Below are 20,653 nucleotides of genomic sequence, written 5' to 3'. Positions count from 1 at the left end.
TTTAACTGAGCGTTTAATCATTTCCGAATAAATCTCTGGTATAGACTTTATCGGCTACATCCAACAGTTCTTCGGCCATCCGGTTAGAGATTATAACATCGGACTCGCTTTTAAATTTAGTCAGATCACGCTCAACCCGCGAATTGAAAAAACTATCATCTGGCAATACAGGCTCATAGATTATGACCGGGATACCTTTCGCTTTAATACGCTTCATAATACCCTGGATAGAAGATGCCCGGAAATTATCTGAGCCACTTTTCATAATCAATCGGTAAATACCGACGACCTTTGGCTTTCGTGAAATAATTGCATCAGCAATAAAGTCTTTTCGCGTCCGGTTAGCATCAACGATTGCTGAAATAATATTATTTGGTACAGATTTATAGTTGGCGAGTAATTGCTTAGTGTCTTTTGGCAGACAGTATCCACCGTAACCGAATGAGGGATTGTTGTAATGGTTACCAATACGCGGGTCCAGACAAACCCCTTCGATGATCTGTCGAGCATTAAGCCCCAGGGTTTCTGCATAGCTATCAAGTTCGTTAAAATAGGCAACACGCATCGCCAGATAGGTATTTGCAAAGAGCTTGATAGCTTCGGCTTCGGTTGAGTCGGTAAATAGGGTCGGAATATCTTTCTTCAGAGCCCCTTCCTGTAGCAGTGCAGCAAACGTTTCTGCACGGGAAGATCGTTCACCAATTACAATGCGTGAAGGGTACAAATTGTCATATAGCGCTTTACCCTCTCGCAGGAATTCTGGGGAAAAGATGATATTGTCTGAGCTATACTTTTGACGCATCGATTGAGTAAAACCGACAGGAACAGTCGATTTTATTACCATTACTGCATCTGGATTTATTTTAATAACATCCTGTATAACTGACTCGACGCTGCTAGTATCGAAATAATTAGTTTTGGGATCGTAATCTGTTGGGGTAGCAATAATGACAAATTCTGCGTTCTGATAAGCTTTGTGCTTATCCAGGGTAGCGCTGAATGTTATATCTTTTGATTGCAGATACTGTTCAATTTCTTGATCAACTATCGGAGATATCCGATTATTTAGCATCTCGACACGGGAAGGAACTATGTCCAGAGCAATGACCTGATGATGTTGGGCGATAAGAAGACCATTTGACAGGCCAACATATCCGGTACCAGAAATGGTGATTTTCATTTCATGCTCTCAGTATTATCTTAATAATTAATCATGATGTCGTACATCCTGATAAGAGAATAATGTTTTAACGTTTTGTTGAATATTGTGTCAACGAAGGTTAAAACAATTCAGATTTTCTTTATCAGTGTACGCTAGAAATATTAAGTAAAGATTAAGCAATCAACTTAAATCAATAAGATTTGAAAGGAAAAATCATCTACATCGCAGGTGGCATCGATTTCCCCCGCGGGACAAAACTGAGACCGACTCTCAGTCTCAGTCTCAGTCTCAGTCTCAGAGAGCTTTTCCTGAACTCTTTATGTAATATGTACCAATGTTCTTCAACATCATGAGTTTATTGATATATCAAATACTCTATAATCATTTCTTAGATTTATATTTACGATATCAACGCCGCAGCATTGGGCTCAAAATAATTCCCTATAGTTCGATCATTTGCAAGTAAGGGCATTTACTGAATGAAAGAAGTGGCTTTTTGCTTTTCAAATTACCTATTACACATGAAATTGAAAGTATTGCGGTCGGTTTACCGACATTTTTTCAAGATGTGAAGTCTGTTCTTGAGCGACCATACAATATGATATTGACAGCACCAAAAAATTTAAGATGCTTTCTGAGATTTACTTATGATTAAATTACTATCAGTTATATGGGTATCAGATTCTCATTTCCCCATGAGTAACATTATTGATAGTTCCAGTCTGTTATTATTCACATTCATGGAATGACGCTATTTATGCAAAAAAACCCGGTTATGTCCCGGGTTTTTTATTCTATCAAGGTGTTTAAAAAACGAATTTGATAGAGAGGATAGCATTCAATTTTCAGCTAAAGCATTCAATTCCTATTAATATTTAAAGGCCTTTGCAGATTACGGCAAATGAATGTTTCATCTCCGGTGCGCCCTGCTAGCGTAACCGAAAACTCCCCATCGAGTGAAGAAGTATCAATAGTTGATATAAAACCGGCATTGTTAAGTTCCTCCCTTCCGAACACAGCCACTAAATCACCGCGGTTATTTCTGTTACTAGTGAAATACCGTTTATGGTGGTTTTTATCCGTCAGCGTAACATATATGGCGTCAAATAATACACCCTGCGCGGTCGATTTAGCTAGCCAGCCCTTAACGCTAAGTGGAAGTGAATAATCTTCTCCTCTAATAGGATCAATAGCCTGATCAATACTGCCTTCACAATCGATATCCGTTGAACGTACCGTAGCAGGCAACGTAACTGGCTCATTGTAGTTGATTTTACGCCGCTGGTATGTGATTAGTGGAGTTTCTGTTGCGACAAACTTTGCCTCAAACTCAGGCTCGAAATAGTAATCAGAATCTGTTTCGAACATCACTTCGGCTACATCTTCTCCGCTGAAACCAAGAGGCTCAAGACCATCGAGAAGCGGTGAGGCCCAAACGCCACTTTGAGCGTTTATAATATTTAAACGATACTGCCGGTGCTCACCTGATTTAAGTTTGTAACTTATTTTTACAATATTCCCTCTAAAAAAGAAGTTTTTAAGTTTTCCTATAGTTGTAATTTTAAAATCAGGGTATATCTTAACAATATTTTGTTTAGCCTCAGGTACTGGATACCACATACCAAACTTCATTCGCTCCGATTTTTTGAGCACAAAATTAGCAACTTGTTTTTGATCTCGCGCAGAAAATAACAGCATAGGTTCATCATTTCTGCCGAGAACAAAACCACTGGGGCTATAATTCTCAAGAATTGCCATAGATGTCAATGGGTCTTCATTAAGAAGAAATTTATTATCAACACCAGTGAAAGTATTACAATCTACGCTTCCACATGCAAGACCGCCATTCCAGAGGATCTTTTGCGGTTTCTCGGGGCTGTTCAAAAACTCTGCATTCGCCAGATCGAGTGCTGGAGTTAATGTCATGTAATTTTGAAAAAGCGGACGCGGTTTATAATTGAGCTTATTAGCATACATATACTCATTATTATATGGATATACATCAATAGTTGATTCACCAATTTCCCTGACAAAATCATCATCGAGTTTATACTGTTCGTAATCCTGAGCCATTCGATCTTGATATGACATCCCCGCAGCAAATGGTAATTTAAATGGGTTATTCATCGAAGGGATATTTATGGTGGAAAACGCGAGTCCAAGTTTTGGTGAGTTCTGATACGCAGAATGCGTACCAAGATAATACAAACTAAAAAAAGAAATAAAGAACAGGCCTTTCACAAACTTTCCTTTATCAAAAGAAATAAGTAACATGATAAAGGCACATGGCACAACAAAATAGGTTACATAATGATCTGCTCGTCCGAATCCTAGTTTAAACAATAATAACCAAGTTACAAGCAATGGCAATATGAATAATTGACGCTTGAATATACCATAGGCAATAAAACAGCCCAAAACTATAAAGGAACATACATATGCAAAAGGATAATTTACGATATCGAGAGTCATATCGACACCGTTACCATAGCTAAGCTGAATATTCGTAGTGAAATATTTCAGTACCAAATTTGCATCACCGTAAACCAATATACCAATGACAAATGAAGATACTGCAAACGAGATAATAAAACAGACCGTTTGTTTTAATCGAAAATCTCGCAAAAACTGAGCAGCAAGATATCCACCAAAAACTGCGATAGTTATTAGTCCATAAAAGAAACGGATGTATAAAACAAAACCAGCCAACACCCCAAATAAAAGACAAACACTAACATTAATATAGTATTGTTTACTTTCAGAAAACTGGCGATAAAATAAAAAAACCAGAGGCCAAAGAAAAATCAAAACCTTAAGATAGTAGAAAGAAAAAAAACAAACTGCAATAAGTAAAAAAAACAAATACCCACGTGATTTATACATTAGTAGGAGCGTTGCCCATACAATAACCGCATAAATGCCCCAAACGAACATAATGGAGATATAATAGGTACTCGTATTGTAGTACTCACTTACCCCCCCTACTAACCAAAACAATGGGCCATAACTGAAAATAAAATTTTGCCCATTGATAAACATGGCATTTGTTAAATTGACCCAGTGCTCCGCATTATCAATCGAACTCTTTACTGGTCCGGTCGCAAACAAACTAAGAAAAGGTAGTAATGCTAAGCAAACAACGATAAAAGAAGAAAATTTTTTAGTCACTAAACGTTGAGATAGTAGTGCTGAAAGAGTCCCTTTCATTTTACCCTCTTAACATTGTAGACGCCAAAACAGCTTTTAAATAAAATCTTCAGTACTACCAGATTGCCGCTAAAGCTGCTGATCTTGGTTGGGACTTCACCTTCTGGATAAATACGGGAGGTCGGTAATTCGATGCAGCGGAAGCCCAATCTAGGGGCGATGTAAGAAAGATAGGCTAACAGTTCATAGGTCATAAAAACATTACGGAAAGGTGCTACACGTTCATCTAACAGCAATCTGCTGCTGTAGGCACGAAATCCTTGTGTGGTATCGGTCCAGTGAAATCCAGATGCTAAACTTAGGGCCGGTGCGTGAATATATTTAATCGCGAAGTCACGTGATTTTGGTGTATTCACCGCAACGCCGCCATTAACAAAACGTGAAGCCTGGACAAAATCATAGCCTTTTTCCAGGGCGTTGAGGAATTCAGGAATCGGTGAAGGATCATCTTTGTCATTACCGTCAATAGTAATGATATTCTTATATCCCTGCTCAAGCACAAACGCATAACCACAACGTAATTGCGCACTCAGCTTTCCTGGGCCTGTTTTAAGTATCAATCCAGAAACCCCTAGAGATAGCAATCGTTTTTTTTCAAGGGAGCCATCAGTACTACCACCATCGACGATAATAATATCAGCGATATCATTAATTTTCAGATTACTCATTTTCGTGAGCAGGCTGAGGATTCGGTTACCTTCATTAATAACCGGGATCACGACACATGCTTCATGCTTTTTATTAGTCCACAGGGTGATATCGCAAGCTGGGACTTCCCAATTTTTTTCATTTTTCATTGATAAATCCATTATTAAGCAGCCTTTGAAGTAATTAGCGCTACACCGACGATGACAAATACCACGCCAGCAATAGTCGTCCAGTGGAAGGTTTCATTAAAAACAAGGACGGATAAAACCGCCACTGCGGCAACCGCTCCGGTTGTCAAAACGGGATGTGCAATATTCAAAGGGAAAACGGCTAATGCCGCAGCATAGAATAAGAATGCTCCACCATAAAGTGCCAAACCCAGCCAGAAGGGCCAGTTACTCAACGACGCTAATGGATCCGCGAAGGAAGGAAATTTACGCGGAGGCATCATTGCCATTTTGATCAGAACGCTAGCCGAGGCATTACATGCAATGCCCAGAATAAGAATTAGCCATTTCAAGGTAAATGCACCTGATTAACGATAAAGAGAAGTCACAAGTTGAAGCGCGCGACGAATAGAAACTAAATGTGGCTCGTTTTGGGTTGCCAGCATTTCAATTGTGGCAGGATGCGCAGGAAATTGAGATGTGATTAGCGCAGCAATATCCTCATGGTGCGAATAAGTATCCCCTGGTGGCGCAAGCTGCGCTTCACTGATATGCACATGACCAATCACATCTTTTGCTTGTGTCACTACAGCAGAAATATCTTCCTGATTGATAATAACCGCCCCGGTATCAAGCTGCATTTTGATTGCTGGATGATCAATATCATTAACAACATTGCAGGTTTCGAGGCTGGTTGTCATAAAGTTTGCACCGTAAACACTCGGATTTGGCTCAAGACAAACAATAACTCCATAGTCAGCGGCGATATCGCCAAGCTGACGAAAAAACAATCGAGATATCTCCTGCACCTGGCTAACTGATAGACCAGAACAATCCCGATTTTTGGGCGAACCGAATACCAGTCGCGAAGCCCCTAGTCCTGCTCCGATACGGCAAACTGCAGCCAAGTGATCGAGTAGTTTTTTCTGGATAGATTCACTACCAAATACATTCAGACCTATAGTGCCAAATAACAGTGCCTGCATGCCAATGATGTCAATGCCTCGCTCCTGCCACCAATCTTTAACTGCATGAATATCTGCTATTGACGCGCTAGCAGGTTCAGGGAAATATTTACCTGGTGCAATATCAATCGCATCAACGTTAAATAAGTTCAATAAATTAGCAACTTCTGGATCTTCTTTAACGTCCCAAGCAAGGTTGGAGATTGATATTCTCATTTATTATATTCCTGCACTTTTTTGGGCTCTGATTGCGCATAATGTCTGACAGCCTGCACCGTGTCTTTCACCGAATATTGGTAATGCTCACTGCCCCCATACAGTGGACCATACACGCTGCGCATATCATAGGTAACAGGTTGTGCGGCCTGCTGCACATCAAAATTAATATTGAAACCATCTCGAGCAATTTTCGCCACCGAAACCGGGGCTGCTGTCAGGTGAACAAGATTAATTTTTTTCTCAAGCGCAATCTTAATATCGAACCAAAGGTTCACCATAGGATAGAATTGAAAGATGCTACGGCTTTCGATTTTCTCAACGTTATTCTCATTAAGAAAATCAAAAATAATATTCTTACGTAGCCCCGGACCAACTAAACCAGGAAGTCTGACTATCAGATGCTGTTGGAACCGCTTTGAAACAAATTGCTCAAGCCGATAGCGATTCAGACCATAGGCATGCAGTTCCTGCGTTTCGATCACGGAATTCTCATCAACGCCATTGGGTGATTTGAATACATCCACCGTACTGATGAGGATAAATGTTTTACACTCAATACTATCCAGGCAGTCAATCAGCGAATCAATAATTTCCTGATCACCTTTGGGATCAGCATTTGCGATCCATTTTTTCGCTGGAGCACCGGCACAGACCACCAGATCAAATTTTTTACCCTTAATATCATTAATATTCGTGGAACGGTAAAAATCGTCAAATTTGGTTTGCTTTAAGAGCGTCGTGCCTACAAACCCGGTATAACCAATCAAAGCCTTAGTCATGATCTCTCCAGTATTTAGCGGTCGCGTCCGGTTTGCACCAGATTAGCCTTTTCGACAGTCGCATCATTTAACACATTAACGCGGTCCTGGTTAACCATGACAGCACTATTTTTCTCAAACACGACGGAATATGCTGCCTGTTCACTTCGGTCATCCAGCAAACGGCTGAGATATTCCCCGAAAAAAGCCAACATAATAAATTGCAGCATAAACAGAATGGACATAAACAAAACCGTGGTGGTCCAACCCTCCACAACATGTCCATTGATTAGATTTACGATGATACTATAAACCGCAAAAAGCAGCGCACTTAGGCTACCTACGGTGCCAACAATTGACATCCAGCGCAACGGACGAGAAGAGTTGAAGACCATCAGACGCACTAAATTACGAAAACCGTATGTGATAGAACGCTTAACATGCGTTTCACTAACCGGCTGATAAGTCAGTTCGCTGGCGGGATAGCCCGTTTTCTGAATGCGCATATAGAACTGATGGTGAAAACGACCAGTATCCGTTACCGCATTCACCGCACGACGGCTAAGACAACGAAGACCTGTTGAGTTTTTAGGGATATGGTAATCGATCGCTTTTAAAATACGCGATGCCGTATCACGCATAATGCGGTATGCGCACGGAAGAGACTGAGTTGAGACCCCCACAACAACATCGTAGCCGGACTTACACTCTTCAACGGCGCGATGAATGACATCAACAGGATCAGTCAGATGATCATATAGAACCACAAAGTCGCCAATCGCATTCTCAAGACCTGCAGCCCACACCACATCATCATGAACACAGCCCGACAGTTGCAGAAAACGCACGCTCGGAATGGTTTGTAAAATGTTGTCGATCGCAGAGGTTCTTGGTACATCACGATACGGTCCTTTAGAAACAATTAAAATTTCGTAGTCGGTGTAATTATCGTCGAGTAAGGACTGGATCTGCTGCAATTTATTTGTTAATTCATTCGATAGGTCGTGCGTATTTAAAACGACCGAAACAAAAGATTCACTTTTCACTTGAGTAGTCTCTTTATTTTTAAATAACGTTCATATTTTTAATGGCTTCAAAGGCATCGTATACGTTATCTATTTTGCCCCCCATAATACAGTGAAAACCCTGCATTCCGTGATTCGGCCTAAAGAGAATCGGGCGGGAATCATCTGTTTCACTGCGTGGGAGAAGTGTCTTCACTTCCCACAGAGAGCGCTCATAACGGCACTCACTCAAAATTGGCATGTAACGTGAGGCATCTTTAATCATATATTGCCAGGCACTAGTTCTCGTATCGGAATCAAATTTCTCATGTGAATCGAGGTACTTTTCACCGGGCTTATCGTGCCACTCATAATGAGGTGTATAACGCACGTGACTAAATGAAGTCAATCCAACGGATGGGAATGGCATCACGGAGAAAAACGGGCCACACATGATGGTAAAACCAGCTTTTTTGCACACTTCCGGCACATCAACCAGGCACATTTCGGTCATCTCGTGCTTCAAGGGGATCAGTTCAATCCCTGAATTATCCAGAAGATAATTCAGATGTGAATAAGTGCAATTGAACACGTGATCAGCAACATATTCTTGCACTTCACCGGAGCTTATATCTCTGACCAGAGTTTTAATGCCATTTTCCAGTTTTTCGATTTTATCAACGGAATAGCCGCAGTAGAATTCAGCATTTGAACTATCCAGCCTCTTTAACATAAGTTCACGGAGCTTAAAGGCATCGAACGCAAATTCTTTAACCGTAAAACAGGCATTAATCATTTTTGGATTTACCATGTTCTGGATTTTCGCTGGCGCATAATCACAATCAGCACCAATGCGGTCACAGAACATGCGAAACTGGCTGGCAGACACTTTGCCTAACATTTCGCTGATTAAATAGTATTTATCAAAGTCGGAATCAATGCAGTCACGGAATTCATCAACAAAACGTGGGAAAGAGATACGTGAACGTAAAGCAGTCAAAATACTTCTGGGGTAGTGGTAGCCATTATGCACACGCGCCTGGTTGTTATATGATGCGCGGGACATGTAATTCTTCTCTTTTTCGAAAAGTTTCACTCCATGTCCTAAAAGAGAAAATTGCTCAGCGAGGTACATACCAAAAAAACCACCGCCCACAATTATTATATTTTTACGCATGATTGCATTAATGCCTTAAGTAGAACGCATTTATGTTATTCTCTTCAGATATTAAAACCAAGAGACAACTCTAATGCTATAAAAGGTTTACATGCAATAAGGCCATCCATTCGGATGGTCTTATTGTTAAAACAGAAGATATAAAACGCTGTTAATTAATCCAGCCATTCCGTATGGAACACACCTTCTTTATCAGTACGTTTATAAGTATGCGCACCAAAGTAATCACGCTGGGCCTGAATCAGGTTTGCAGGTAACACCTCTGCACGATAGCTGTCGTAATAAGCGACAGCCGCAGAGAATGTCGGTACCGGGATACCATTCTGCACGGCATACGCTACAACATCGCGCAGTGCCTGTTGGTATTCATCAGCAATGTTTTTGAAGTACGGGTCGAGCAGCAGGTTCGCGATACCAGCGTTTTTAGCATAGGCGTCTGTGATTTTCTGCAGGAACTGCGCACGGATGATGCAGCCCGCACGGAAGATTTTTGCAATCTCGCCGTAGTTCAGATCCCAATTATGCTCGTCAGATGCGGCACGCAGCTGTGAGAAGCCCTGAGCATAAGACACGATCTTACCAAGGTACAGCGCACGACGTACTTTCTCAATAAATTCTGCCTTATCACCCGCAAGCTGAGTTTTAGGACCGGACAGGACTTTAGAGGCAGCAACACGCTGATCTTTCAGTGACGAGATGTAACGTGCAAACACAGACTCAGTAATCAGAGACAGTGGTTCCCCGAGATCCAGAGAGCTCTGGCTGGTCCATTTACCCGTCCCTTTATTCGCCGCTTCATCCAGGATGAAATCCACCAGATATTTACCATCTTCATCTTTTTTAGTGAAGATATCTTTGGTGATATCGATCAGGTAGCTACTCAGTTCGCCGTTATTCCACTCGGTGAAGGTGCTAGCCAGTTCTTCATTGCTTAGGTTCAAACCACCTTTCAATAATGAGTAGGCTTCAGCAATCAGTTGCATGTCACCATACTCAATACCGTTGTGTACCATCTTCACATAGTGACCAGCACCGTCGGCACCGATATACGTCACACACGGTTCACCATCTTCTGCAACAGCGGCGATTTTGGTCAGGATTGGGGCAACCAGCTCGTAAGCTTCTTTCTGGCCACCAGGCATAATAGATGGCCCCTTCAGCGCACCTTCTTCACCACCGGAGACGCCGGTACCGATGAAGTTAAATCCTTCAGCTGAGAGCTCACGGTTACGACGGATAGTGTCCTGGAAGAACGTATTACCGCCATCAATAATGATGTCACCTTTATCCAGATATGGCTTCAGGGAGTCGATAGCAGCATCAGTGCCAGCGCCTGCTTTCACCATTAACAGGATACGACGAGGCGTTTCAAGGGATTCAACAAACTCTTTTACCGTATAGTAAGGAACCAGTTTTTTCCCCGGATTCTCGGCGATAACCTCTTCCGTTTTTTCACGCGAGCGGTTGAAAACGGACACGGTATAACCACGGCTTTCGATGTTGAGCGCCAGATTGCGCCCCATCACTGCCATACCAACGACGCCGATTTGTTGCTTGGACATGTAAAACTCCTGTCAGGTGTGGTAACCCAGCGGCAACGAGGCCATTGGGCTTTAAGTAAACAAAGATAGTAATGCAGATGCTACAACCTTGGTACCCGTGAGTTTTCATCAAACACACAACAGAATGTCAACGTGACATTTAATAATACCAAAATTGGCAGACGTTAAAAGCCTCTACATTTAGATAATAACGACTTGTTATTACAGAAAAAATCATTCACAAGAACATAAACATTAAATTACATCGCTCTTTTGAGAAGCAATTAACGGATACACTATTAAATTAACATCTTAGTGTCACCCATTAATCATTGAGCTCACAAAAAATTTGAGACTAATCTTGTGCACAAATATATTCAATTAAGTATAGAATATCTAACCTACTAAATCTAAACGAAAAATTTCACTTAAAATAGATGGCAACTGTATAATTAGCTTACCAGATAGTCTTTAACGCAAAGAGATTTTAGCCGTGAACTACCCCAGGCATCGAAATTAGAAACCTCAGTAATCGCAGAAAATTTTTTCCAGTTATTATTCTGCACCAAATTTAACATCCCCAATGTTAACTCATAAGGCGTTAAATCAAAATTCAACTTTTGACAAAGCTGTTGGTAGCTCAAACTAAATAATAATGCACCATCACAGATATCACGGACTGACTGTGATATGTCAGATTGCAATCCTCGTCCCTTATCTCCAACAGGTACAGAAGTGATTGCATCATACCCAATAATAGAATCATGTGGTGCGGAAAAAAATAACTCTACGGCAACGCGGTTCTCATAAATTGTGTCTATAAGAGAAGCATCTGCATTATCACTTTCATACATCGCAAACATTTTAAGGAATGATTTGCGCCTTAATTTCTCAGTCGTATTCGACAGACAGAAATAATAGCCAAAGATATCAATGTCGATAAACTGTTTTAAAGCATGGTAAAAGGCTTCCTGAGTGGTCCCACTCCAGCCTACATCAACAAGTGCAATTTTTTCGCCCTGTTTGATTCCTAATTTCTGGATATAATTAAAAAGACCACGACGATTTTTCCGACAAACTTGCAAAATCTGCCATCGCCAGGCATATAAAAACTTGCTCATTAATGGGAACAACGATGAGGTGAGTGGGGTCTCGTCCGATAATCCAAAAGAGGCCATAACCTCAGGTGCGGGAGGTGTCACACCGATGCGTTCGAGAACTTCACGTGGCTGAAGACCTTCTGAACCAGACAACAAAAATGGAATGTATTGAACAAAGTTTTGATCGTTGATGGTTGCAAGTGTCAAGCTTGTACGAGAACCGTAAAAATAAGTTGAATCGGGGAAAGTACCAATATCACCACGCTCAACCATTTTTTGCATGATGTAGCCATCACGAGCTAAAAAGAAAACATGATCAATCTCTTGAATAGCAGCCTGATTCTTGATCCACTTTAAAAAACCAAGAGATGCCGCACCGCCATAAGCAAACCCAAGGCTTTTGTATTCTTGCAGAGAATGATATCCCTCATGATTTTTCAGCATACCCTGTGCAAAAGACAGCGCTAATGGCAAACCTTTACTGATAGTTCCAAGATAATGCGAGCGATAATGGAATGCCTGCAGGCCTTTTTCACGTGGACGGATTACGTCGGATACTTCGTTATCACCAACATGTAGTATATGGTCATGCCTAACGTTTAATTTTTTTGCTATAACATCAAAAAGAATACCAGCATCACGCTTGGTGGCGTTCTCATCAGCGGAACTAAAAACTTTAACGCCCGTGACTCCATATTTATCAAGTGCCTGTTCAAAGAAGCGAGCTGGTAAATACATATCAGATGTAACAATAACAGTTTTACCAACCGCCTTTAGTCGCTTGAATAAATCGAAAATGATTTTATTAGGCTCAACGAGTGCAAGTTCAAGTTGATATTCTGCCTCAATCATCTTTTCAGCAGGGATAGTGTTATCAGTGAAAGCAGCATAAATGTCATCAATTGTAATTTCTTTCTTTCCTCTAGCTGTCATTTGGCGGAAGGCCTCAACTTGAGCTTGCTGCCTCTTAACTTTGAAATTATCGATATTAAGTTTCCGCCCTAAAATTTCAAAGACATCTTCGGGATCCGCTATGGGCCTGGTAAATATCGTATCAAAGAAATCGAAAGAAATAACTTCAGCATCATTTAAAACTGTCAATGATAGATTTTTAAAGGAGTTTATCGCCTGAGAATAACGTGTATACTCAGGGCCCAAAATTGTTTTCATAAGCATCAGCAACCAATCTCAAAATTAATACCGTTAGGATGTAAATTAATGTTATAGAACGGATCGTATTGATAATAAAGAGGGTGTTTTTCGTTGAGCCTACGTTTTTCAGTTAGTAAACGTCGCACTTTTTCTTCATCCAAATGATCTACGCCCCGGCTAACTGACTCGTGGTGGTAAAGTTCAACCCCCTGGCAGACTACGTTGAAATAGCCTGCATCTACACTGCGGAAACAAAGTTCCACATCATTATACGCTATAGGGAACGTCTCATCGAATTGGCCAATACGTTCAAATTTAGTCCTTTCCATCATCAAACACGCACCTGTGACAGCCAGCCAGTTATATTCAAGAATATTACGCATATAATAACCGGGATGATGCCGCTCAGTATTAATGAAAGCATGACCAGGACCATCTGCAAGGTTCAATACACCAGCATGTTGAATTCGATTAGTTTGCGGGTAAAGCAACTTAGCGCCAACAGCACCCACATGTGGGAGTTGCGCATAACCAACCATACGCTCAAGCCAATCGGCATGAATGGCTTCAGTATCGTCGTTAAGGAACAGAAGGACATCACCGTGAGACTGCGCTACCCCAACATTATTGAGCTCAGAAAAGTTGAAAGGATGATCGTGACGAATAATTTTTACAACATTGTCTTTTGAAAGAGAGCTGAAGTATTCAAGTGTATCAGCCGCAACAGAGCCGTTATCAAGAATAATAATTTCATAATGGTTGTAGCGTGTTGTATTTTTAATCGATTCAATACACCGGTGGAGCACGTGATAATTATCGCGAGTAGGTATAATGATACTCACCAGTGGATCACCCACCGGGAAATAATTAACACGAAAATAACCAGGATATCCAGAAACAGACTCAACACAGCCGGATTGACCACGACGAACTAACGCCTCTTCTCGGACTTTTTTTGAGGCTTCAAGGACATAATCTTTAGCAGAAATATCTGATGCGATAGATTGAGGAATAATACGCCAGTGATAAAGCACTTTAGCAATATGACTAATTTTAGTAGTTTGTTCCGCGACACGGAGGACGAAGTCCCAATCCTGACAGCCATCAAAAGCAGAACGCAGCAGACCTGTTTTTTCCAAAAGAGATACCTTGACACAAGAGGCATGGCAAGTAAACATCGTACTCATCATTGTATCTGGTGACCAATCTGGTTTGAAATGAGGCTGAACGTAGCAACCCTCTTCTGAAATTTTATCTTCGTCGCTATATATAAAGTCTGGATCTTCGTTATTAATGCAAAGAGCCATCTCATACAAACAATCGGGTGTTAAAAGATCATCATGATCCGTAAAGACGATATAATCACCAGAAGCATTTTCAATAGCTACGTTAGTCGCTCCAGAAATACGGCTATTCGTTTTTAGATGAACAATTTTAATTTGTGGATTTATAATATTTTCAAGAGCATCATACAACTCAGGGTCTGTGCTGCAGTCATTGGCAAGAATTAATTCCCACTTGGGATACCACTGTGCTTCAATTGACTCTATAAGTTCTTGTAATAGATCCAGTGGTGTATTATAAATCGGAACAACAATTGAAAATAATGGTTTTACAACCATCTCAGCGATAATGTGATTTAAATCTTCAGGCTGCGCAGGTGTAACATAACAGTACTCCGCCCTACCTGATTTCAAGCTATAACCTTCACTGCGGTTGTATGTTATTGAGGAATTTAACATACCCGACACTTGCTGAATACCCGAAGATATATTGCTTTCGGCAGAATTGGCGGGGATGGGTTGTACAGGCGTATTAAGGTTTGCTGAAGTATGCATCATTTGGATAATTCTTTGATGGCGCAGACGGGCAATAACACCTTTTACCCCTTCATCGCGCAACGTTTGCATTCCACGTGAAACTATTTTTTTAAGTCCATGTTGGCTATATAATCGTCTTGTTAGGGAGGTTAAAATCTTGCAGCGGCGCTTAACCATTCCAATACGTCGCAGTGGTGCAGTTATTCTCCAGCTTGATGATGATTCAAGGGCATTGACTCTGCTCATCGCACCAGTAAATTGATTATTCGTATGTTCAAGTTGCGCCTTAGTTGTAGATAGTTGAGCTTTTGAGTTTTCTAACTGTGCAGTAATGACATCCAACTGCGCCATCGCTGTTTCAAATTGCGCTGTCGTAGTAATCAACTTTTCAGTGGTTGCGTTCAATTGCTCCCTAATGGTTTCCATCTCATGTTTCTCGTTATTTTGAAAAATTGTAATTAACGAATCATTCTTGATAATTTCTATTTCAGCTTCGATAATTATTTCCGGGAGTAAAGGGAGTTGTTTAAGTAAAATTTGAGGGTCGTCAGATATTGAATAATAAATTTGATTGAACTCGCTATTTTTTATGGTCAAAATATCAATGTACTCAGCATAATCATGTTCATTTCTAAGCTGCCAAACAACCTCCCCATCAGCATTTTTAATAATAAATGTATGTAGAATAAACCAGATACGACTGTCTACAGGATCGAAGCGAAGTTTAATCTGCGGAGACTGAATATCATTTTTTATTTTCCAGCGAATTATATTTCTCCCACTGGATAATACAGAATATTGTTTTTTATCTTCTGTGAACTCCGTCTCCTGCGAAGCATAATAAATACATGCTATATTCTGTTTTATATTCACAGGTGATAAGTTTTTTTCTCCATTCCAATTAAGCAATTCACCGACACTGCGACCAGTAACTTGGTGTTGGAACTCTGCTTCTCTTTGCATATAATTGTGTAAATCTTTATCACTGAGATGCATTCCCAAATTCTCAAAAACATACTTTATAAATTCTTTTCTAGTAATTAATTCATTACCTGTAGGTGATCGTACCTGGGCTTGATTTAATACAAGAATGATCCCTCGAAATAATAGGTGGCCAAGCTCAATTCCATCGGAATGTTGCCATTCTAAATCAAACAACACCGGGCCTTCATCCTGTATTATGATGTTCTGCGGTATGGCATCAATAAAAGATCCTGGCAAAAGGTAGTTGGTTTCTATTACTAAAGGCTGAACAACTGAATTACTTTTCTGGATGAAACTGTTAAGCGCATACAGCCATTCTTTCATTAACCCTATAAAATTATTAAAATCCCAATTATCTGTACTGAGAGTATTAATAAATTTTTGCCCAAGCAGCACACCTTTATAATAATGGTCGTTATTTCTTCTTATCTGTGTATATTTTATATTATCTGACTCGACAAAATCTTTCTGAAAAAATTGATATGATATATTAATCTCACCATTTTCATTTTCACGGAAAATGGTTTCCTTCGAATATTCTTTTTTCCTCTGCGTACTATAATGATAGGCAAGTACAGAATCATCAATCAGCACGTCACCATCAACACTCGCAACAAATATGAACGAGTTAGCCAAGGAAACACCAAGCTTATTATTAAATATCTCAGGAAAGCATTTTGCCAGCGAAAATGTCAAATGCGTTGGTAACTGAGGGTCACTGAATACACTTTGCACCGCAAGCGCAGAAGCATCAAATACAGTTGAATTACTCCCCTTTGGGGTAATAATTGACATGGGTAGCTTATAATCCGGGAAAGGGAGCATAACATCCGAATTGTTATAGCCAGTTTGAGTAAGAAGATTAGTTAGCTCTTCATAACCCCATGTTTTTGGTTCTCCGGATTTATAACGCCCCTCAATGCCATACATCGACTGACGTATATGGTCCTCTGGTGCACCAGCAAAATATTTGAGACCTAACTTATTTTCAATCGCGATAAACAAGAACCCGCCAGGTTTGAGTAACTTTCGAATCTGAATTAGAAGATCTTTTTCAGGATGGTCACCATCACCAAACATTGTTGCGTATTCAAGCACACCAATCAAGGTAATCGCATCGAACTGGCGGTCAGGCTTAAAACAATCAAAGCGCTCGGCAACCACCTGAACGTTTTTCAGATCACGGGTACGACTCGCAGCTATTGAAGCACGGCGTTGACTCCCTTCCAGAGCGAGGATATTTCCACCATTTTCGCCAAGAAAACGACTAATAGCGCCACATCCAGCCCCAATTTCTAGAACATCCCCTCTTAATAAGTGTGCAAAGGGGCGTAGAACATTTCCGCGTTGGGAACTGAGATGATACAAAGTTTGCCAGTCAGAGCACTGATCGCGGAGTTCAGATGAAAAAAGGCTAATGTCATGTGCATTTCTAATAATCTTTGCAAGATGGTTTTCTGCGGCATCACCGTCATTATAACCAATGTTGGTGTAGTCCTCACGCTTCCATACATTGAGGTTTTTGTCTAAAAAATATCCAAGACTTTCGAGCTGAAACATAAAACCACCTGTGTTCGACATATCTCTTATAATCAAAGTGATGTCATAATTCATTGAAACTGATTCGAGTGCCTAAGTTAACTAAACCGATAAACTGCACACGATTAGTCACACTCAAATGTATAGAGTCATAACGCCTGTCATGTGGCACTACAGAGCCACCCTCATTACAACTAGCAATACCTACGGAGATGAAATAATCTCCGGTGGCCAGATTGACAGGCATTGTCAAAGAAACATGCATAATATCACCTGGATTAAAAGGTTTTGATATATCAATATTCTGAAATTCATTGTTAGTATTATAAATTGTTATCCCTTCCTTGGTTTTAAGAGCAAAACCAAAAATAGGGCGGTACACCGCCTCTGTAAACCTTACATAAAAATCCAGATGAATTGCACGCTCACCTTCGATAACCAGTGGATATTCTTTGTCATCCTGAATCAGGCGGTAATCAACAAGTTCCGCTTTTCGATCGCCCCAACGATATTCAGAAGCATTGTAGTTAGGCCTTAATTCATAACCAATACTATTTTTTATCCAGCTGTCTTGCGCCACGTCATCTTGCAGTTTTTCTTCCGACAGTAGTTGCTCTATACTCGACTCGACTTCCTGTTCAGCAACCTTCTTTTCATCCGTCTTACCGAACAAGAGATCAAGATACTTATTGACCACCATGCGTGGCGTATCTTCCATAAGCAAGACGCCATCGTTTATTAGGATGGCAGAATCACAGTGGGTCACAATTTGTTCAGTCGCGTGTGATACGAACAGGATCGACGTTCCTTTTTCTTTCAACTGTTTCAATCGAGCAAAACATTTAGCTTGAAATTTAGCATCCCCTACAGCGAGTGCTTCATCAACGATCAATATTTCAGGCTCAATTTGTGCCTGAATAGCAAAAGCCAAGCGGACTAACATTCCACTTGAATAGGAACGTACCGGCGACTCTATAAAATGACCAATATCAGCAAAACTTATAATATCATCGATCTTTTCTTCTATTTCAGTTCGACTAAGTCCCAGTAAAGCTGCATTCAAGTATATATTTTCACGGCCAGAGAAATCATTATTAAAACCTGCCCCCAATTCAAGTAACGCGGCAACCCGACCATTTAATTTTACATTCCCACTTGTAGGTGTTAGCGTGCCAGCTATAATTTGCAAAAGTGTGGATTTACCGGATCCATTTTTACCAACAATGCCTACAGTCTCACCTTTTTTTAGGCGGAAGCTTACGTCTTGCAAGGCCCAAAAATCATCATGATATAATCGTGATACCTTACCCAATCGATGATGAACTTTAGGTACCACAAACTCTTTTAAGCGTTTTAGTGGGTTATCATAGACTTGGTAACATTTACTGATATTATTAATCTCGATTGCATACAAATCAGATGACATCAGCAAATCCCTTTCTGGTTTTCTGAAACCAGATATAGCAAAAATAAGTAAGACATAAAGAGACAAATGAATAAATGCTCAGTCCCACGAAGTCGGGTAATTGTCCCCAAACAATCACACTCCGGGATTGTTCGATTATGTATGTCAACGGATTAAGAAGTACAATATGTTGCATTCCAGAAGGTAACGCAGAAAGAGGGTAAAAAACGGGAGATAAGAAAATCAGCACAGTAACAATGACCCCGATTGATTGACCAATATCACGAATGTAAACCCCTAAAGAGGAAATGAGCCAAGTAAGCCCAAGAGATAAAATTATTAATGGTAAAAACACCAGTGGAGCGAAAATTATTGTCCAGTTAACAAAGCCGTTAAATATAAAAAAAGCCATGATCAAAACTGCACTGCTGATTAAGCTCTGAAATACCGCAGAAAGTACAATAACAATAGGTAATATCTCCAGAGGAAATACAACCTTTTTAACATAATTCGAATACTGCAAAATCAAGTTTGGTGCTCTTAATAAACATTCAGCCAAGAATGAATGCATTATCAAACCAACGAATAGTATAATTGCAAACTGAGTTTTCGGTTCATTAACAGCAGCGGCTCCCCATCGAGCTTTAAATACTACAGAAAAAACCAAAGTATATATCATAAGCATGAGAATGGGATTAATTAGAGACCATACAACACCAATCGCAGAACCTTTATACTTACTAAGAATATCTCTTTTTGTCATTTGAAAAATAAGACTTCGATTCAGCCATAGCGAGTTAGTTAGTGAACTTAAGGAAGCCGCATTTATTTTCACACTCACATCTTCACCTCAAAAAAAATTACCTTTCCAACATCAAATTTTGTTAAGAAAAATGGCGACAATTAGAGCGATATTTCCGCACAAAGTTTGTCGATATAAGCGCAATTCGTAAATCATCTTGATCCTGCTAAAAATATCAGCATTTCTTTTATTCTCGAAACTGCGTAAGACTTTAGCATTCTCAGTAGTTAGTTGTTCTCTGAATGGTTTTAAAAGCTCAATATTTTTATCATTCCAACGTTTAAAATGCCCACCCATTAATTTCTTAATTCGCTGAAACCGAGCAAAAATTGTTAGATTTGACCCGATGATATTTTCTTGGTGTTGCCGGTACTTTATTGTAGGTGAACGATCATAATAAACACTCCCCCCACAACCTGTAATCAAAAGATAAACCCACCAATCGTGTGAAATTATTTCCTGCCATTTCGGTGTATTTATGACAATATCCCTGGCAGGTTTGTTCATTACCATTGTATTACCACCTGCAATACTCTGAACCAAAGCATTGCGGAAAGATGGTGTTTTCGTAAATAAGGGCGATAAACCAATTTCTCGCCCTACTGCGTCAGTCAGAATGGTTCTACCACAGTACACAGCTGGCACCTGACCAGCCTTAGAAGTCAAATGATTTAATGCACAAGTCAACTTCTCATCAAGCCATTCATCATCCTGATCGCAGAATGCAAAATAATCAAATCCCTCTCCACAATACTCGAGCGCGGATATAAAGTTCCATGCAAAGCCTTTATTAGGGCCACCAATCAGGACAATCTTATCCTGCCCATAGCTTTGCTGATACTCATGGATGATATCAATGGTACCATCAGTTGAACCATCATCAGATACGAAAACAACCCAATTCTGGTACGTCTGATTTATAATTGAGTCAAGCTGTTTGTGTAAGAACTTAATTCCGTTGTAAGTACACAAAAGAATAGCGACTCTCTCATCTTTCTTCATG

General features: G+C 40.2%; 14 protein-coding genes. All 14 read right to left on the bottom strand.

All coding sequences use genetic code 11. The annotated features are described in order from the left end of the window. Positions 1-13: 13 nt before the first annotated feature. The 14 genes from ugd to HV311_RS08855 all read right to left on the bottom strand — a co-directional run bounded on the left by ugd (position 14) and on the right by HV311_RS08855 (position 20,652). Positions 14-1,180: a UDP-glucose 6-dehydrogenase gene (ugd, locus tag HV311_RS08920; protein WP_191220996.1), complete on the bottom strand. Its 1,167-nt coding sequence runs from the start codon at positions 1,178-1,180 to the stop codon at positions 14-16. An 840-nt stretch (positions 1,181-2,020) separates the two neighbouring features. Further along, positions 2,021-4,369 (bottom strand): hypothetical protein, encoded by a 2,349-nt coding sequence (locus HV311_RS08915; RefSeq protein WP_191220995.1) that lies wholly within the window; start codon positions 4,367-4,369, stop codon positions 2,021-2,023. Beyond that, positions 4,366-5,166, bottom strand: coding sequence for a glycosyltransferase family 2 protein (locus HV311_RS08910; RefSeq protein ID WP_191220994.1), 801 nt, complete (start codon positions 5,164-5,166; stop codon positions 4,366-4,368). Before HV311_RS08910 ends, HV311_RS08915 begins: the two co-directional genes overlap by 4 nt. A gap of 14 nt (positions 5,167-5,180) precedes the next feature. Beyond that, entirely contained in the window at positions 5,181-5,537 is a 357-nt protein-coding gene (locus HV311_RS08905; RefSeq protein ID WP_181633519.1) for an EamA family transporter, read from the bottom strand. Positions 5,538-5,552: 15 nt separating this feature from the next. Continuing rightward, entirely contained in the window at positions 5,553-6,365 is an 813-nt protein-coding gene (locus HV311_RS08900) for a sugar phosphate isomerase/epimerase family protein (RefSeq protein WP_191220993.1), read from the bottom strand. Beyond that, positions 6,362-7,147: an NAD(P)-dependent oxidoreductase gene (locus HV311_RS08895; protein WP_191220992.1), complete on the bottom strand. Its 786-nt coding sequence runs from the start codon at positions 7,145-7,147 to the stop codon at positions 6,362-6,364. Before HV311_RS08895 ends, HV311_RS08900 begins: the two co-directional genes overlap by 4 nt. Positions 7,148-7,161: 14 nt before the next feature. Beyond that, a complete protein-coding gene (locus HV311_RS08890) occupies positions 7,162-8,172 on the bottom strand; it encodes a glycosyl transferase family 2 (protein WP_191220991.1) in 1,011 nt (336 codons plus the stop codon). Between the two features lie 19 nt (positions 8,173-8,191). Beyond that, positions 8,192-9,307: an FAD-dependent oxidoreductase gene (locus tag HV311_RS08885; protein ID WP_191220990.1), complete on the bottom strand. Its 1,116-nt coding sequence runs from the start codon at positions 9,305-9,307 to the stop codon at positions 8,192-8,194. A 155-nt stretch (positions 9,308-9,462) separates the two neighbouring features. Then, complete coding sequence (gndA, locus tag HV311_RS08880; RefSeq protein WP_191220989.1) at positions 9,463-10,869, bottom strand: NADP-dependent phosphogluconate dehydrogenase; 1,407 nt, start codon at positions 10,867-10,869, stop codon at positions 9,463-9,465. A 431-nt stretch (positions 10,870-11,300) separates the two neighbouring features. Next, positions 11,301-13,124: an HAD family hydrolase gene (locus tag HV311_RS08875; RefSeq protein ID WP_191220988.1), complete on the bottom strand. Its 1,824-nt coding sequence runs from the start codon at positions 13,122-13,124 to the stop codon at positions 11,301-11,303. Next, complete coding sequence (locus tag HV311_RS08870) at positions 13,124-17,464, bottom strand: glycosyltransferase (protein WP_191220987.1); 4,341 nt, start codon at positions 17,462-17,464, stop codon at positions 13,124-13,126. Before HV311_RS08870 ends, HV311_RS08875 begins: the two co-directional genes overlap by 1 nt. Positions 17,465-17,507: 43 nt before the next feature. Continuing rightward, positions 17,508-18,869, bottom strand: a complete 1,362-nt coding sequence (locus tag HV311_RS08865; RefSeq protein WP_181633513.1) for an ABC transporter ATP-binding protein — start codon at positions 18,867-18,869, stop codon at positions 17,508-17,510. Beyond that, positions 18,859-19,689, bottom strand: coding sequence for an ABC transporter permease (locus HV311_RS08860; RefSeq protein ID WP_317985460.1), 831 nt, complete (start codon positions 19,687-19,689; stop codon positions 18,859-18,861). The genes HV311_RS08865 and HV311_RS08860 overlap by 11 nt, the downstream gene beginning before the upstream one ends. Positions 19,690-19,722: 33 nt before the next feature. After that, a complete protein-coding gene (locus HV311_RS08855; protein ID WP_191220986.1) occupies positions 19,723-20,652 on the bottom strand; it encodes a glycosyltransferase family 2 protein in 930 nt (309 codons plus the stop codon). Position 20,653 lies beyond the last annotated feature (1 nt).

This window comes from Citrobacter sp. RHBSTW-00881, assembly GCF_013728515.1.
Taxonomy (GTDB): Bacteria; Pseudomonadota; Gammaproteobacteria; order Enterobacterales; family Enterobacteriaceae; genus Citrobacter; species Citrobacter braakii.
This window is presented reverse-complemented; position numbering and strand designations above follow the sequence as displayed.